The following is a 15738-nucleotide window of genomic DNA, read 5'->3' on the forward strand; positions in this document are numbered from 1 at the left end:
CCCGGGCACTTGTCCGCCGCCCCGGCCGCTGGCTAGCTTCGCCGCATGCCGCTCACCCGACCCGTCCGCGTCCGTCCCGCGCTGCTCGCCGCAGGCTCCGCCGCGCTCCTTGCCCTGACCGCCGCCGTCCCCTCGGCCGCCGCGCCGGCGCCCCCGCTCCCGGCCGGGGCGGGGTCGGTGGTGCTCGACTGGTACGACACCACCGCCCGGACCGTCGCGGCCACGGCGGCTCCCACGCAGATCACCGACAACCGCACCTGGGCGATCGGCTGGATCGCCGCCGCGCGCGCCGCCCGGGAGGCTCCCGCGGGCCCGGCCCGGGGCCGCTTCCAGGACGCCGCCGTCGCCTCCGCCGTGCACGACGTGCTGGTCGGCCTCGCCCCGTCCCGCCGGGCCGACCTCGACGCGGCCCTGGCCGCGACCCTGGGCCGGATCCCGGACGGCTCCGCCGAGGAAGGGGGCGTGGCCGCGGGTGCCCGGCAGGCCGCGGCCGTGCTGGCCGCCCGCGCGGGGGACGGCCTCGACCCGGCCTCGGTGAACGCGCCGTTCCCGGTGCCGCCCGCCGCGCCCGGGGTCTGGCAGCCCACGCCCGACGGATACGCGCCCGCCGCGCAGTACGGCAACCGCCTGGCGAAGCCCTTCCTGCTGGAGCGCGCCGACCAGTTCCGGCTGGGGCCGCCGCCCGCGCTGGACTCCCGCCGCTACCGGACCGACCTCGCCGAGGTACGCGCGTACGGGGCCGCCGACAGCACCGTGCGCACGCCCCGCCAGACGGAGACGGCGAACTTCTGGTACGCGTCCTCCCAGGTCCTCTACACCGAACCGCTGCGGGTGGCCGTGGCCCGCTCGCACGGCTCGACCGCCGAGCGGGCGGAGCTGCTCGCGCTGTTCCACGCCGCGTCCGTCGACACCCAGATCGCCACCTCCGACAGCAAGTACACGTACGTGCGGTGGCGGCCGGTGACCGCTATCCGGACCGGGGACGTCGGCACGGACCCGGCGTGGACCCCGCTGCACCGGACGCCGGCCCACCCCGACTACCCGAGCGGCCACGCCACGTACGCGGGTGCCGCGCAGGCGGTACTGGACGGGCTCGCCGGGCCGGTGACGGCCCCGTTCGGGCTGACCAGCCCGACGGCGCCGGGCGTGCGGCGCACCTACACCGGGTGGCGGCAGCTGACCCGGGACAACGTGGACGCCCGGGTGTACTCGGGGATCCACAGCCGCAGCGCCGACGAGGCGGGCGTCCGGCTCGGCGAGGCCGTCGGGCAGTACGCGCTCCGGCACGCCGACCGGCTGTACGGCACGCTCTGACGACGCTCCGCAGGCCGACGGGCCCGGCATGCGGGCCCGGCATGCGGGCCCGGGCGGCGGGCCCGGCAGACGGGCCCGGGCGGCGGATCCGGCCGGCGGGCCCGGGCGGCGGATCCGGCCGGCCGATCCGGTCAGCCCTCCGCGTAGGCCTCTCCGCCGAGCTCGAAGCCCGCGGTTCCGGCGGTGACGTCGGCGAGCCAGGCCCGGAAGGCCTCGACCTCCGCCTCGGGGAGGCCGATCTCGATCGAGACGGCCTCCCCGTAGCGCACGTCCAGCACCGCCCGCCCGGTGGAGCGCAGGTCGTTCTGGGTCTTCCCGGCCCGCTGGTGGTCGACGGTGACGGTGGCCAGCCGGTAGCGGTGCCGGGTGACGGTCCCGAGGGCGTCCAGGGCTTCCCCGACGACCCCTCCGTAGGCCCGGATGAGCCCGCCGGCGCCGAGTTTCACGCCGCCGTAGTACCGGGTGACCACGGCCACCGCGTACCGGATGTCGCGCCGGGTGAGCATCTGGAGCATGGGCACCCCGGCGGTCCCGCCGGGTTCCCCGTCGTCGCTGGCCTTCTGCACGGAGGCGTCGGCGCCGATCACGTAGGCGTAGCAGTTGTGCGTGGCGGCGGGGTGCTCCTTGCGGACGCGCGCGACGAACTCCTGCGCCTCCTGCTCCGTCGCCGCGGGCGCGAGCGAGCACAGGAACCGCGAGCGGTTGATCTCGGACTCGTGCGTTCCCTCTCGGGCCACCGTCACGTACTGGTCTGCCTTCACCGCTCCACCCTAATCCGTGGTCGCGGAGGGGTCCGCCGTCCTGCCCGCGGCCTCCCACCGGCCCGGTGGGCCGTACCCAGGGGCCCGCGACGTCGACGGGAATCGCGCGGGCGTCCCCTTCGTTGAGGCGGGGAGAGCAGAGCGGTCCGGAACAACAGGAGGCGGCGCGCGTGTACGGCGACCCGGCGACCATTCGCAAGATCCTCACCGAACTCGGTGACACATGGGCCGTGGTGGGCCTGTCCAACAACCAGGACCGCGCGGCCTACGGGGTGGCGCGCGTGCTGCAGCGGTTCGGGAAGCGGGTCGTTCCCGTGCACCCGAAGGCGGAGACGGTGCACGGCGAGCCGGGGTACCCGTCGCTCGCGGCGATCCCGTTCGAGGTGGACGTGGTGGACGTCTTCGTGAACAGCACGCTGGCCGGCGCGGTCGCCGACGAGGCGGTGGCGGTGGGCGCCGGGGCCGTGTGGTTCCAGCTGGACGTGATCGACGAGGAGGCCTACGCGCGCACCCGCGAGGCGGGCCTGGAGATGGTCATGGACCGCTGCCCCGCGATCGAGATCCCGGCGCTGTAGCCGGCCCGTCGGGCCCGTCGGCACCCGCCGCGCGCCGTCAGTGGGCGCCCGCCACCCCCTGGACCGGCGGGATCGACACGGCCATGGTCATCTCCATCGGCCCTGGGCCCTCGTTGCGGTAGGCGTGCGGCACGTTCGCCTCGAAGGAGACGGCCCCGCCCGCCGGGACCACGTAACGGCCGTCGGCGATCTCCAGGGTGAGTTCTCCTGCCGTCACGTGCAGCATCTCGAAGGTGCCCGACGGGTGGGGGTCGGAGGCCGTGCCGTCTCCGGCCTCCAGCCGGTAGACCCACATCTCCACGGGCCCGCGCCGGTCGTCGCCGAGCAGCATGCGCGCCTCGCTGCCCGTCCCGCTGGACCACATCCGCACCCCCTGCCCCGGCTCCACCACGTGCACCTGAGGGCTGCGCTCGTGGTCGAGGAGGGTGGTGATGCTGACCCCGAGGGCGTCGGCCAGTTTGACCGTGGTGCCCACGCTGGGGTTCGTACGGGCCTGCTCGATCTGGATGATCATGCCGCGGCTCACCCCCGCGCGGGCCGCCAGCGCGTCGAGGGTGAATCCGCGCTCACCGCGCCACCGCTTGAGGTTCCGGGCGAGCGCCTGGGTGAGCTGTTCGAGGTCCGACACCATTCCGTCCAATATTCTGGATGACACAGTTCAATAGACTGAACTAACCTGCGGTGTATTCGATGCTGCACTCCACCGTTCACCGCACTGTACTGCGAGGTCCCGCCATGACCGCCCTGTTCGCCCTGGCCACAGCCGTGCTGTGGGGCCTCGCCGACTTCGGTGGCGGGCTGCTGACCCGCCGGATCCCGGCGCTGACCGTGGTCGTTGTCTCGCAGATCGCCGCCGTCGCCGTGCTCGGGGCGATCGTGATCGGCACCGGCGCCTGGCGGGAGGCCGGACCGCAGCTGTGGTTCGCGGTGGCCGCCGGTCTCGTCGGCCCGGCCGCCATGCTCAGCTTCTACAAGGCGCTGGCCCTGGGCCCGATGGGCGTGGTCTCGCCGCTCGGCTCCGTCGGCGTGGTCGTACCGGTCGGCGTGGGTCTGGCCCTCGGCGAGCGGCCCGGACCGGGGCAGTTCGCGGGCATCGCCGTGGCCGTGGCCGGCATCGTCCTCGCGGGCGGCCCCGAACTGCGCGGCGCCCCCGTACAGCGGCAGGCCGTCGTGCTCACCCTGCTCGCCGCCTTCGGCTTCGGCGCCGTCATGGCCCTGATCGCGCACGCCTCCACCACCCTGACCGGCCTGTTCCTGGCCCTCTTCGTCCAGCGGGTCACCAACGTGGCCGTCGGCGGCGCCGTGCTGTGGGTGCAGGTCGGGCGCGGCACCCCGGCCCTGCCCGCCGGTACCGGGCCGCGCGTGCTGTGGAGCCTGCTGCCCGCCCTCGCCTTCGTCGGCCTGGCGGACGTCGCCGCCAACGGCACGTACTCCATAGCCGCCCAGAACGGCCCGGTCACCGTGGCCGCCGTACTGTCCTCGCTCTACCCGGTGGTCACCGCCTTCGCCGCCTTCGCCGTGCTCAAGGAACGGCTGCGCAGCGTGCAGGCGGCCGGGGCCGGACTGGCCCTCGCGGGCACGGTCCTGCTCGCCGCGGGCTGAGCCCCCGGCGAGCGGGAGCGGCTCAGGACTGCTCGGCCTCCGCCAGCCGCGCCAGCCCGCGCAGCTGCTCCGGCGTCATCCCGTCCGGGATCGGCACCGGCGCCGGGGTGCGCAGCGGCGGCTGCCAGCCCGTATCGGGCTCCCACCGGCGCACGATCCGGGCGGGCGCCCCCGCCACCACCGCGTGGTCGGGCACCTCGCCCCGTACGACGGAACCCGCGGCCACCACCACGTTGCGGCCCAGCCGGGCCCCGGGGAGGATCACCGCGCCGGTGCCCAGCCAGCAGCCCGGTCCGATCTCGACCGGCGCGCTGCGGGGCCACTGTTTGCCGACGGGCTCGTGCGGGTCGTCGTAGCTGTGGTTGGTGGAGGTGATGTACACCCCCGGCCCGCAGAAGGTGTCGTCGCCGATGCTGATGCGGGTGTCGGCGATGACGTGGCTGCCGCGTCCGAGCACGACGCCGTTGCCCAGCACCAGCATCGGTTCGGGCCCGAGGTCGAGGTCGGGCATCATCCCGGCGGTCAGGGTCACCTGCTCGGCGATGATGCAGTGCTCGCCGAGCCGGATCCAGCGCTCCCCGAAGACGGTGCCCTGGGGGAAGGCGAGTCGGGTGCCGCCGCCGATCGCGCCGAAGCGCAGCCGTCCGGGGTGCTGCGCGGTGACCGCGCCCGCCTGCTGCATCCAGCGCCAGCCCGCGTGCACCACGCGGCCGGCGACCCGTCGGCGCAGGGCCGTCAGCGAGGAGAACGTGTTCTGGTTCTTCGGCACCTGGCCACGGTAGTGCGCCCCGCGCCGGGCAGCCGGACCACGTTCCTGTGATCTTCACCCCATCGCGGGGCCGCGGCGGCGCGTGCCCTACGGTGCCGGTAGCGCGGCATACGGAAACAGAGGGAAATCACCATGACGCAACAGCCGGACCAGAGCCGGGCAGGACTCATCGCGGGCGTCGGCGACCGGCACCCGTCCGTGGACCCGACGGCCTTCACCGCTCCGACCTCCGTCGTGGTCGGCGACGTCACCCTGGCCGCCGGCGCGAGCGTCTGGTACTCGGCGGTACTGCGCGCCGACTGCGGCCCGATCACGCTCGGCGCGGACAGCAACGTGCAGGACAACTGCACGCTCCACGTGGATCCCGGCTTCCCGGTGTCCATCGGCGAGCGCGTCTCCATCGGGCACAACGCCGTCGTGCACGGCTGCACCGTGGAGGACGACTGCCTCATCGGGATGGGCGCGACGGTCCTGAACGGGGCCGTCATCGGCGCCGGTTCACTGGTCGCGGCGCAGGCGCTGGTCCCGCAGGGGATGGTCGTCCCGCCCGGTTCGCTCGTCGCGGGGGTGCCCGCCAAGGTGCGGCGGGAGCTCACCGAGGAGGAGCGCGAGGGGATCAAGGTCAACGCCGCGATGTACACGGAGCTGGCGAAGCAGCACCGCGCCTCGGTGACCCCGGACGCCTGAGCCCGGCCGGTCCGGGCCCCACCGGGGCCCGGACCGGCCTCAGTCGGAGGTCGCCGCCGCGGCGGCCGTCGCCGCTTCCGGCTCCGCCTCGTGGACCTCGGCGGCGGCCTTCTTCATGCGGAAGCGCACCACCAGCGTCACGGCGAGCCCGATCAGCAGGGCCACCACCAGCGCCAGCCAGGAGAACCGCTTGAGCCACGGCTCGGCGACGATGCCGACGGTGTAGATGACGGCGGTCGTACCGCCCGCCCACAGGATGCCGCCGAGGACGTTCGCGATCAGGAACCGCCAGTACGGCATGCGCAGGACGCCCGCGAGGGGCCCGGCGAAGATCCGCAGCAGGGCGACGAACCGGCCGAAGAAGACGGCCCACATGCCCCACTTGTCGAAGGAGCGCTCCGCGAGGGCCACGTGGGCGGGCCCGAAGTGCTTGGGGAAGCGCCGTCCGAGCCGTTCCAGCAGCGGCTTGCCGCCCCGGCGCCCGATCGCGTAGCCGATGGAGTCGCCGATGATCGCCCCCGCGACCGCGCAGGCGCCGAGGACCACGGGGTCGATGTGTCCCTGCTGCGAGGCCAGCAGGGCCGCGCTGACCAGGATGATCTCCCCGGGCAGCGGGATGCCGAGGCTCTCCAGTCCGATGACCAGGCCCACCAGGAGGTAGACACTGATCGCCGGAATCGTCTCCAGCCATTCCTGGATGTGCACCGGTACGTCCTCCCGAGTCCTCGGCGGCGCGCCCCCGTGACACGCCGAACGGGCAGCCTATCCGCTCCCTGCGACGGCCCCGGGTCGCGAGGGAGGTTCACGGGAGGAACGACCGGCGAACACCGCGCGACGGCCGGAACCCGTGGTGCTCGGCGGTCTGCCCGTCGGCCGTGCACTGCGGGGGCAGGGCTCCGTCGGGCAGTCGGACCTCACGCCGGGGTTCCCTTCGACGGGCGGCCGCCGGGGGCGGCACGGCCTGTCGAGGCGTCGGGGCCGAAAGGCGTCGGGGCCGCACGGTGCCCGGAGGCGGCCGTACGGCCCCGGTCGGCGGGCCCGGCACGGCGGGCCCCGCCGTCACGCGTTGGGGCGCAGGGTCCAGACGACCGTCATCTCGCCGGTGACGGCCTCGTCCTCGCGCTGGATGGCGATGGTGACGGGGAACTCCGGGCGGCCGCCCGCGTCCAGTTCGGCCACGACGTCGGCGGCCGGGCGGCCGAGGGTGGCGGTGGCGGTCACGACGCCCTTGGCGAGCTTCTTGTAGCCGATCTCCGCGCGGACGGCCAGCGGCACGGCGCGCGAGAGCTGGTCGCCGAAGGCGGCCAGGACGATGGCGCCGCTCGCGGACTCGGCGAGGGTGAACATGGCGCCGGCGTGCGGGCCGCCGACGTGGTTGTGGAAGGCGGGCTGGTCGGGCAGCCGCACGACCGCGCGCTCGGGGGTGGTCTCGATGAATTCGAGGTTGAGGGTGCCCGCCATCGGCACGGTCTGGGCGAGCAGTTCGCCCACGTTCATCTGGTCTGCGCTCATGACACGCGATGTTACCCGTGAGTAGACAGGCTTGACCAGACCCCGACCAGGGGGCGGCCGTGGCTCCTCGCACCCTCTCCCACTATCGTTACCGGCCATGTGGCCAGGACAGCAGCAGCCGCCCGGGGGCGAACACAACCCTCAGGACGCGCAACAGAACCCGTACCAGCAGCAGCCGGGACAGCCGAACCCCTACCAGCAGCCGCAGCAGCAGCCGGGATTCGGACAGCAGCAGCCCGGCTACGGGTACCCGCAGGCCGGATACCAGACGCCGCCCCCCACCCAGCCGTGGGGCCAGCAGGCTCCCCCGCCGCCCTCCCCGCCCTCCGGCGGCGGCAAGTTCTCCACCCGGACCGTGGCCATCGTCGCGGCCTCGGCGGTCGTGGTGGCCGCGGCCGGCACCGCGGCCTTCGTCCTGACCCGGGACGACAAGAAGGACGACCGGGCCGACGACAAGCCGACCGCCGCCACCTCCGCCCCGGTGACGCCCACCCCCAGCGCCCCGTCGGGCAACCCGCGCGCCGGCGGCGCCCCCCAGCCGGTGATCCCGGGCTGGAAGGTGGTCGTCAACACGAAGTACGGGGCCGCCTACGACGTGCCCCCCGAGTGGGACGTCCCCGAGTCGGGCTCGATCCTCTTCTTCGACGACGAGGTCAAGAAGGACGGTTCGCCGGTCATCACCATGAGCGGGACCTCCTCCTACAAGCGCGAGTGGTGCACGGTCGACACGGACAAGAACGGCAGCCTGGAGAAGTTCTCGCTCGCCGACACCGGCATCAAGGGCGCCCAGGGCGCCAAGGACACGGCCCAGGTCGCGACCGACAACACCGGTTCCTGGGCATGGGCGGGCTACGCCCAGAAGGAACCCAAGGGGACGGTCAAGGTGACCGACCCCAAGGAGTACACGACCTCCTCCGGGCTCAAGGGCCACATGGTCATCGCCACCGCGCCGAACGTGAAGAAGGAGCACAAGTGCTCCACCGACGGCAAGGCGGTCGGCTTCGGCTTCAAGAACGCGGCCGGTGACTTCGCCAGCTTCGTGCTGGTCGGCCCGGCGGGCGTGAAGGACGAGGTCCAGGCCGACGTCTACGACAAGATCCTCAGCTCCATCCGACTCACCGCGAACTGATCCCCCGCGGCCCGGCGCCGGGCCGGCGATCCAGCCGTAATCGGTTTGGAGCCCCGGCCCGGGCAGGGGATAGTCCGTGGGTGAGCCCTTCCCCGACCGCCACCCGCCACGGCCTGCCGCGCCGCCGGCCCGAGTGGGCCGGCCGCAACTACACGCTGCTGACCGGCGCCGCCGTCATCACCAACCTCGGCAGCCACGGAGCGCTCATCGCAGCCGCCTTCGCGGTCCTCGGAGCCGGCGGTTCCGGCGGGGACGTCGGCCTCGTCGCCGCCGCCCGTACGCTCCCCCTCGTCCTCTTCCTCCTCGTGGGCGGCGCACTCGCCGACCGGCTGCCGCGGCACCGGGTGATGGTCGCGGCCAACGCGCTGAACTGCCTCTCGCAGGCCGCCTTCGCCGTCCTGGTGCTCGCCGGGGACCCCCGGCTGTGGCAGATGATGCTGCTCACCGCGTTGTGCGGCACCGGTACGGCCTTCTTCAACCCGGCCGCGGAGGGGATGCTCCTCTCCAGCGTGTCGGGCGAGCACTCCAACCGCGCCTTCGCCCTCTTCCGGATGGCCATGAACGGCGCCGGCATCGGCGGAGCGGCCCTCGGCGGCGCCATGATCGCGGCGATCGGGCCGGGCTGGGTGCTGGCCGTGGACGCGGCGGCCTTCGCGCTCGCCGGTCTCCTGCGCGCCTTCCTCCACGTGGGTCACATCGCCCAACGGGCCCCGGGCGGCGGCCTGCTGGCCGACCTGCGCGAGGGCTGGGTGGAGGTGCGGACCCGCCCCTGGCTGTGGAGCATCGTGCTCCAGTTCTCCGTGGTCGTCGCCGTCGTCGGCGCCGCCGAGGCGGTCTACGGACCCCTCGTGGCCCGCGACCGATTGGGCGGGCCGGCCCCCTGGGGCATGGCCCTGGCCTGCTTCGGCGCGGGCACCATCGCAGGGGCCCTGCTGATGATGATGTGGAAGCCGCGCCGCCTGCTCCTGGTCGGCACCCTGTGCGTGTTCCCGCTGGCGCTGCCCTCGGCGGGGCTRGCCGTTCCGCTGCCCGTGTGGGGTCTGTGCGCGGTGATGTTCGTCAGCGGCACCGCCATCGAGGTGTTCGGCGTGAACTGGATGACCACCATGCACCAGGAGATACCGGAGGAGAAGTTCTCCCGGGTCTCGGCCTACGACTGGTTCGGCTCGGTCTCCATGCTCCCCCTGGCCACCGCCCTGGCCGGACCCGCCGAGACCGCCTTCGGCCGCACCACGGCCCTGTGGGGCTGCGCGGTCCTGGTGGTCGCCGGCACCGCGGCGGTGCTGTTCGTGCCCGACGTCCGCCGGCTGACCCGCAAGCCCCCGCCCGTACGCTCCCCCGCCCCCGCGACCCCCGCCCCCGCGACCCCTGACACCGCGCGCGGCAGCACCGCCGGAGTCTCCTGAAACCGGAGTCGGGGCCGGGGCCAGGGCCAGGGAACGAGGTGCTCCGCCGGGCCGGGCTCAGCCGAGGCTGAACGCCCCCTCCGGCGGCTCCGGCGAGGCCACCGCGTCGGCGTCCGCCACCGTCGCCGCCCCGCGCACGAAGCGGGCCAGCGCCTCCCCGTGCTCCACGCGGGCCGGGAAGGCGTCCCCGGCGCACCGCCGGGCGAGGCCGGCCACCGGAAGGGCGGCGTCCGAGGCCAGCAGCACCGCGTTGCCGAAGCGCCGGCCCCGCAGCACGCCCGGCTCCGCGATCAGCGCCAGCTCCCCGAAAACGGCCCCGAAGTTCGCCAGCTGGGACCGCAGGAAGCCGAACGGCGCCCCGTCCGCCAGGTTCGCCGCGTACAGCCCCCCGGGCCGCAGCACCCGGGCAGCCTCCCGCGCGTACTCCAAGGAGGTGAGCTGGGCCGGCACCCGGGAGCCCCCGAACACGTCGGCGACGATCACGTCCGCGCTCCGGGCCGGGGCGGAGGCCAGCCAGCCCCGGGCGTCGGCGGCGTGCACGGTCACGTCCGCCCCGGCGGCCAGCGGCAGGTGTTCGGCGACCAGGTCCACCAGGCCGGCGTCGAACTCCACCACCGTCTGCCGGGACCCGGGCCGGGAGCCGGCGGCGTAGCGCGGCAGGGTCAGGGCGCCGCCGCCCAGGTGCAGCAGGTCCAGGGCCTCCCCCGGCCCGGCCGCGCAGTCGAGCACGTGCGCGAGGCGGCGTACGTACTCGAACTCCAGGTGTCCGGGCTCGTCGAGGTCGACGTACGACTGCGGGGCCCCGTCCACGGTGAGCAGCCAGGCCCGCTCCCGGTCCACGTCCGGCATCAGCTTGGCGGTGCCCTGGCCCACTTCCCGGATCACCGGGATCTGTTCGTCGCTCACCCCACCATTGTCAGGGCCCCGCCGGACCCTCCCAGACCTCCCGGGCCGCGTCCACGTGGGCGGCGGCCTGAACCAGCCCGGCCCGCGCCGCCGGGTCCCGGCGGGCGGGGTCGAGCACGTTGCGCCCGAAGGCCTTGCGGGCCTCGGGCGACGGGGTGATCAGCAGGACCCGGGCCCCCTCGGCCCGCAGCCGCGCGGCCTGCACGGAGGGGGCGGGAACCTTCCCGGAGCCCAGGGCGATCGGCGCGATGACCACCACGCGGCGGTATCCGGAGGCGAGGTCGGCGTTGGTGGCGGAGCGGACGCCGCCGTCGACGAACCGGCGCCCGCCGATCGTCACCGGCGGCCACACCCCGGGTACGGCGCAGCTCGCCGAGACCGCTTCCACCAGCCCCGCGTCCCCGTCCCGCTCGAAGGCGGCGAGCTCCCCGCTCAGCGCGTCGACGGCGGTGACGACCAGGCGCCGCTCGGGCCACTCGTGGGAGACCAGGCGGGCTTCCAGCACCGCGCGCCGCTCCGCCTCGCCGGTGGTGTCGGCGGCGAGCGCCATCGCGCCGATCCGCTTGCGGTAGCCGACCGCGTCGCGGGAGCGGGCCATGGCCACGGCGTACCGGGCGATGACGCCCGCGCCGATCCGGGCGGCGACCTCCCCGGTGCTGTCGCCGAGCTGGCGCTCGTACAGCTCCTGCGGGCTGAGCAGCCCGGAGGCGAGCTGCGCGCCGACCACCGAGCCGGCCGAGGTGCCGACGACGAGGTCGGCGCGGGCGAGGTCCACTCCGGCGCGGGCGAGCCCGTAGAGGATCCCGGTCTCCCATCCGATCCCGGTGAGTCCTCCGCCGCCGAGCACCAGTGCCGTGTCGCCGCCCATCGCCGCCCCGCCCCTCTCTCGTCCGCGCGCGCCCGGTTCCGCTTCCGCACGCGCGTCGGCGTGCGCACGCGTACGCACACCGTGTGGTGACGGCAGTCTGGCGCAGGGCCACCGCCGTCACCACACCGGGTCGGCCGGCCCCGGTCGGCCGGCCCGGATCAGCAGGCCCTCGCCGGCCGGCCGGCGTCAGCCGACCCGCGTCACCGTGCCCGCGCCCACCGTGCGGCCGCCCTCGCGGATCGCGAAGCCGAGGCCGGACTCCAGCGGGACGTCGCGCCCCAGTTCGACGGTCATGGTGACCGTCTCCCCGGGCCGGGCCACACCGGCCGCGCCCAGGTCCACGTCGCCGACGACGTCGGCGGTGCGGATGTAGAACTGCGGCCGGTACCCGGAGGCGATCGCCGTGCTGCGTCCGCCCTCGCGGGCGGAGAGCACGTAGACCTGCGCGGTGAAGCGCCGGCCGGGCATCACGCTGCCGGGCGCGGCGACCACGTGGCCGCGGCGCACGCCGTCGCGGTGCACGCCGCGCAGCAGCAGGGCGACGTTGTCCCCCGCCTCGGCGGACTCCATCGGCTTCCCGAAGGTCTCCAGCCCGGTCACCACCGTCTCGACCGGCTCGCCGTCACCGCCGAGCACGCTCACCCGGTCGCCGAGGCGGACGGTGCCGCGCTCGACGGCGCCGGTGACGACGGTGCCGCGGCCGGTGATGGTGAGCACGTTCTCCACGGAGAGCAGGAACGGCGCGTCGGTGTACCGCACGGGCATCGGCACGTACGTGTCCACCGCGTCCAGCAGCGCCTCCACCGCACCGGTCCACCGCGGGTCGCCCTCCAGCGCGCCGAGCCCGGAGACCCGTACGACCGGCGCGGCGTCACCGCCGTAGCCGTGCGCGGTGAGCAGCTCGCGGACCTCCAGCTCGACCAGGTCGGTCAGCTCGGGGTCCCCGGCGTCGGCCTTGTTGAGCGCGACCACGATGTGGTCGACGCCGACCTGGCGGGCGAGCAGGACGTGCTCGGCCGTCTGGGGCATGACCCCGTCGAGGGCGGAGACGACGAGGATCGCCCCGTCCAGCTGGGCCGCGCCCGTGACCATGTTCTTGATGTAGTCGGCATGGCCGGGCATGTCGACGTGGGCGTAGTGGCGGGTGTCCGTCTCGTACTCGACGTGCGTGAGGTTGATGGTGATGCCGCGCCGGGCCTCCTCCGGGGCCCGGTCGATGCGCTCGAACGGGACGTAGGAGGCGCCGCCGCGCTCGGCGAGGACCTTGGTGATGGCGGCGGTGAGGGTGGTCTTGCCGTGGTCGACGTGACCCATGGTGCCGATGTTGAGGTGCGGCTTGGTGCGGGCGAAGGCCGTCTTGGCCATGGTTTCTTTCCCGTGTTCGAAGCGTGGACGGGACCCCTGGAGCGAGCCGACCCTCCCCCTGCGGGGTCCGCCGGACGATCCGGGAAGGGTCAGCTTCGTGCGCCGTCGAACGCGGCGAAGGGTGCCGCCGCGAAGGCTTCGGCGAGGAAGCCCGCTGCGGGGAAGGAATCCGGGGCAGCCTTCGGCGCGTCCGCGACTGCGGACGGCGCTGCGGGGAAGGCGTACCGGGACATGTCCCCGATCCTGCCGGACCGGACCGGGGGCGTCGAACGAATTCCCTTGTACCGGGAGCCCGTTCGGTCCGGAGGCGCCCGCCGGGCCTACAGGTTCTTCAGGGCCTCGCGCACCGACAGCGGTGCGAGCAGGGCCCTTTGGTCCGCGACGAAGGCCCGGACGGCCTCCGGGTCCGTCTTGGCATACTCGCGCAGGGCCCAGCCGATGGCCTTGCGGACGAAGAAGTCCGGGTGGCCGGCCCGGCGGCGGCAGTACGCGAACAGCCGCTCGGTGTCGGTGGCGGACTTGTACGCCAGCTGGTGCAGGAGGGCGGTGCGCACGAGCCAGATGTCGTCGTCCTCGATCCAGGCGTCCATCACGGCGGCCGGCCGGGGGTCCGCCGCCACCAGCGGGCCGACCGTGTGAGCGGCGAGCAGGTCGACGGTGTCCCACCAGGACCCGGTGACGAGCAAGTGCCGCACCACGGGCAGGAAGCCCGGGGAGCAGCGGGAGACGTGGCGGCGCAGGTAGTCCACCGCGAAGTACCGGTACTCACGCTCCGCGAGCTCCCGGCAACGCAGCGCGAGCGCCGCGCAGTCCGTCTCCGTGGGCGGCGGAGTGTCCTTCGTCACGATGCGGGACAGCGCGCGGCGCTCGGGGGTCCGGATGCCGAGGAAGGGGGAGACGTCCTTCATGTACGCGGCCATCGGCCCGGCCCGCTCGGAATCCGCGGCGGCTCCGTAGGTGGTGGTGAGCCGCTCCAGGAGAACGTCCGCGAGGGCGCTGTGCGGGATCCCCGGGGGTCGCCGCGTGTTCGGCCGCATGAGGCCCACATTACGGCGCGGCGCCACGGGCCTCGGTTAGTCTCCCGGAATGTCCCTCCTCCTCGCGCCGTGGACCCGGCTGTCGCTCCTCGTCGTGCTGCTGGTCTCGGCCGGGGCGTGCGTGGTGCTCTACGAGCCCCAGCGGCTGCTGTCCCGGGGCTGGCCCCCGGAGCTTCCGCTCGGCGCGGGGGTGCTGCTGTTCGCGGGTGCGTACGGCCTGTGCACGGCCGCGTTCGTGCCCCGCCCGCTGCTGAACCTCGCGGCGGGGGCCGTCTTCGGTTCGGCGTTCGGGCTGGTGGCGGCCGTCGGCGGGACCGTCCTCGGCGCCGCGGTCTCCTTCGGGCTGGGGCGGGCCCTGGGGCAGGAGGCGTTGCGCCCGTACCTGCGCGGACGCTGGCTGCTGGCGGCCGACGGCCAGCTGAACCGGCACGGGTTCCGCTCCGTGCTCGCGGTGCGGATCTTCCCCGGCGTTCCGTTCGCGGCGGCCAACTACCTGGCGGCGGTGTCCCGCTGCGGCTGGCTGCCCTTCCTCCTCGCCACGGCGCTCGGCACGGTCCCCAACACCGCCGCGTACGTGATCGCGGGGGCCAGCGCGGCCTCGCCCGGATCGCCGGCGTTCCTCGTCTCGTCCGGGTTCATCGCACTGTCCGCGGTGGCCGCCGCGGCGGTCGCCTGGCGCAAGCGGCACCGCCTCGCGCCCACCGTCGCGGAGGCTCCCGCCCACCGGCAGCGGGCTGTTCACCCCCCTGTGGTCACGGCCGCTCCGCACGGGCCCTAGCATCGGACCCGAACTGCCCGACGATCACAAGGACGAGCGCACCCCGACATGAGCTGGTTCGAATCCCTAATCCTCGGTCTCGTCCAGGGGCTTACGGAGTTCCTCCCGATCTCCTCCAGTGCCCATCTGCGGCTGACCGCGGCGTTCGCCGGCTGGCACGACCCCGGTGCGGCCTTCACGGCCATCACCCAGATCGGCACCGAGGCCGCCGTCCTCATCTACTTCCGCAAGGACATCGCGCGGATCATCTCCACCTGGTTCCGCTCGCTGTTCACCAAGGCGCTGCGCTCCGAGCAGGACGCCAAGATGGGCTGGCTGGTCATCGTCGGATCGCTCCCGATCGGTGTGCTGGGCCTGCTGTTCAAGGACCAGATCGAGGGCCCGGCCCGTGACCTGCGGCTGACCGCCACCACCCTCATCGTGATGGGGCTGATCCTCGGCTTCGCCGACTGGCTGGCCTCGCGCGACGAGGAGGGCGGCCGCCACCGGGTGGTCCACCAGCGCAAGACGCTGAAGGAGCTGGGCGTCAAGGACGGCCTCATCTTCGGCGCCTGCCAGGCGATGGCCCTGATCCCGGGCGTCTCCCGCTCCGGCGCGACCATCTCCGGCGGTCTGCTGCTGGGCTTCACCCGCGAGGCCGCGGCCCGCTACTCCTTCCTCCTCGCGATCCCGGCCGTACTGGCCTCGGGCGCCTTCGAGATCAAGGACGTGATCGAGACCCCCGGCCACATCACCTGGGGGCCGACGATCTTCGCGACGGTCATCGCGTTCTTCGTCGGCTACGCCGTCATCGCATGGTTCATGAAATTCATTTCCACCAAGAGCTTCATGCCCTTCGTGATCTACCGGATCCTGCTCGGCATCGTGCTGTTCGCCCTGATCGGCGCGGGCGTGCTCAGCCCCCACGCCGGCGAGTCGGGGTCCTAGCGGCGCCGCCGCTCACCTATCGGCGTGAATCGGAGGCCGCCCGGGAACGTTCCCGGGCGGCCTCCGTACCGCCGTCGGGAACGCGCCTCGGCGGCGGTCCGT

The 15738-nt window shown here is 74.2% G+C and carries 18 protein-coding genes; 8 read left to right on the top strand and 10 right to left on the bottom strand.

Going from position 1 to position 15738, the window contains the following annotated elements:
- Positions 1-45: 45 nt before the first annotated feature.
- Complete coding sequence (locus AB4039_RS17365; RefSeq protein WP_266837566.1) at positions 46-1314, top strand: vanadium-dependent haloperoxidase; 1269 nt, start codon at positions 46-48, stop codon at positions 1312-1314.
- Positions 1315-1445: 131 nt separating this feature from the next.
- On the opposite strand, the gene AB4039_RS17370 is transcribed toward AB4039_RS17365, so the two are convergent.
- A complete protein-coding gene (locus AB4039_RS17370; protein WP_266837568.1) occupies positions 1446-2075 on the bottom strand; it encodes a YigZ family protein in 630 nt (209 codons plus the stop codon).
- A gap of 170 nt (positions 2076-2245) precedes the next feature.
- On the opposite strand from AB4039_RS17370, the gene AB4039_RS17375 reads away from it, so the two are divergent.
- Entirely contained in the window at positions 2246-2650 is a 405-nt protein-coding gene (locus AB4039_RS17375; protein ID WP_266837570.1) for a CoA-binding protein, read from the top strand.
- Between the two features lie 37 nt (positions 2651-2687).
- On the opposite strand, the gene AB4039_RS17380 is transcribed toward AB4039_RS17375, so the two are convergent.
- Positions 2688-3278, bottom strand: coding sequence for an XRE family transcriptional regulator (locus AB4039_RS17380; protein ID WP_266841478.1), 591 nt, complete (start codon positions 3276-3278; stop codon positions 2688-2690).
- Between the two features lie 107 nt (positions 3279-3385).
- Between AB4039_RS17380 and AB4039_RS17385 the strand changes: the two genes are divergently transcribed.
- Positions 3386-4252 (top strand): EamA family transporter, encoded by an 867-nt coding sequence (locus AB4039_RS17385; protein ID WP_442271133.1) that lies wholly within the window; start codon positions 3386-3388, stop codon positions 4250-4252.
- Between the two features lie 22 nt (positions 4253-4274).
- Here the strand turns inward: AB4039_RS17385 and AB4039_RS17390 are convergent, their stop codons facing one another.
- Positions 4275-5021: an acyltransferase gene (locus AB4039_RS17390; RefSeq protein WP_442271134.1), complete on the bottom strand. Its 747-nt coding sequence runs from the start codon at positions 5019-5021 to the stop codon at positions 4275-4277.
- A 132-nt stretch (positions 5022-5153) separates the two neighbouring features.
- On the opposite strand from AB4039_RS17390, the gene AB4039_RS17395 reads away from it, so the two are divergent.
- Positions 5154-5708 (top strand): gamma carbonic anhydrase family protein, encoded by a 555-nt coding sequence (locus AB4039_RS17395; protein WP_266837576.1) that lies wholly within the window; start codon positions 5154-5156, stop codon positions 5706-5708.
- A 39-nt stretch (positions 5709-5747) separates the two neighbouring features.
- On the opposite strand, the gene AB4039_RS17400 is transcribed toward AB4039_RS17395, so the two are convergent.
- Both AB4039_RS17400 and AB4039_RS17405 read right to left on the bottom strand, forming a co-directional pair.
- Positions 5748-6413, bottom strand: a complete 666-nt coding sequence (locus AB4039_RS17400) for a DedA family protein (RefSeq protein WP_266837577.1) — start codon at positions 6411-6413, stop codon at positions 5748-5750.
- Positions 6414-6767: 354 nt separating this feature from the next.
- Positions 6768-7220, bottom strand: coding sequence for a DUF4442 domain-containing protein (locus AB4039_RS17405; protein WP_078950544.1), 453 nt, complete (start codon positions 7218-7220; stop codon positions 6768-6770).
- 97 nt (positions 7221-7317) lie between these two features.
- Here AB4039_RS17405 and AB4039_RS17410 point away from each other — a divergent pair, with 97 nt between their 5' ends.
- Together AB4039_RS17410 and AB4039_RS17415 are read left to right on the top strand one after the other, a co-directional pair.
- Positions 7318-8349 carry a hypothetical protein gene (locus AB4039_RS17410; protein WP_266837579.1) on the top strand — a complete coding sequence of 344 codons (1032 nt, stop codon included), beginning with the start codon at positions 7318-7320 and terminating at the stop codon, positions 8347-8349.
- An 80-nt stretch (positions 8350-8429) separates the two neighbouring features.
- On the top strand, positions 8430-9755 hold the full coding sequence (locus AB4039_RS17415; RefSeq protein WP_442271135.1) for an MFS transporter: 1326 nt from the start codon (positions 8430-8432) through the stop codon (positions 9753-9755).
- 57 nt (positions 9756-9812) lie between these two features.
- On the opposite strand, the gene AB4039_RS17420 is transcribed toward AB4039_RS17415, so the two are convergent.
- The 5 genes from AB4039_RS17420 to AB4039_RS17440 form a co-directional block, all read right to left on the bottom strand.
- The gene (locus tag AB4039_RS17420) at positions 9813-10604 is read right to left on the bottom strand and encodes a spermidine synthase (RefSeq protein ID WP_442271151.1); all 792 of its coding nucleotides are present in this window, start codon (positions 10602-10604) and stop codon (positions 9813-9815) included.
- Between the two features lie 67 nt (positions 10605-10671).
- The gene (locus tag AB4039_RS17425) at positions 10672-11529 is read right to left on the bottom strand and encodes a patatin-like phospholipase family protein (protein WP_442271136.1); all 858 of its coding nucleotides are present in this window, start codon (positions 11527-11529) and stop codon (positions 10672-10674) included.
- Positions 11530-11715: 186 nt separating this feature from the next.
- On the bottom strand, positions 11716-12894 hold the full coding sequence (gene tuf / locus AB4039_RS17430) for an elongation factor Tu (RefSeq protein WP_266837585.1): 1179 nt from the start codon (positions 12892-12894) through the stop codon (positions 11716-11718).
- An 89-nt stretch (positions 12895-12983) separates the two neighbouring features.
- Positions 12984-13127, bottom strand: a complete 144-nt coding sequence (locus AB4039_RS17435) for a hypothetical protein (protein ID WP_266837587.1) — start codon at positions 13125-13127, stop codon at positions 12984-12986.
- 87 nt (positions 13128-13214) lie between these two features.
- The gene (locus AB4039_RS17440) at positions 13215-13931 is read right to left on the bottom strand and encodes a DNA alkylation repair protein (RefSeq protein ID WP_442271137.1); all 717 of its coding nucleotides are present in this window, start codon (positions 13929-13931) and stop codon (positions 13215-13217) included.
- A 49-nt stretch (positions 13932-13980) separates the two neighbouring features.
- Between AB4039_RS17440 and AB4039_RS17445 the strand changes: the two genes are divergently transcribed.
- Positions 13981-14709 carry a TVP38/TMEM64 family protein gene (locus AB4039_RS17445; protein ID WP_266837591.1) on the top strand — a complete coding sequence of 243 codons (729 nt, stop codon included), beginning with the start codon at positions 13981-13983 and terminating at the stop codon, positions 14707-14709.
- A gap of 48 nt (positions 14710-14757) precedes the next feature.
- Entirely contained in the window at positions 14758-15636 is an 879-nt protein-coding gene (locus tag AB4039_RS17450; protein WP_442271138.1) for an undecaprenyl-diphosphate phosphatase, read from the top strand.
- Positions 15637-15738 lie beyond the last annotated feature (102 nt).

The organism is Streptomyces sp. M-16, from assembly GCF_052114405.1.
Classification (GTDB): Bacteria; Actinomycetota; Actinomycetes; order Streptomycetales; family Streptomycetaceae; genus Streptomyces.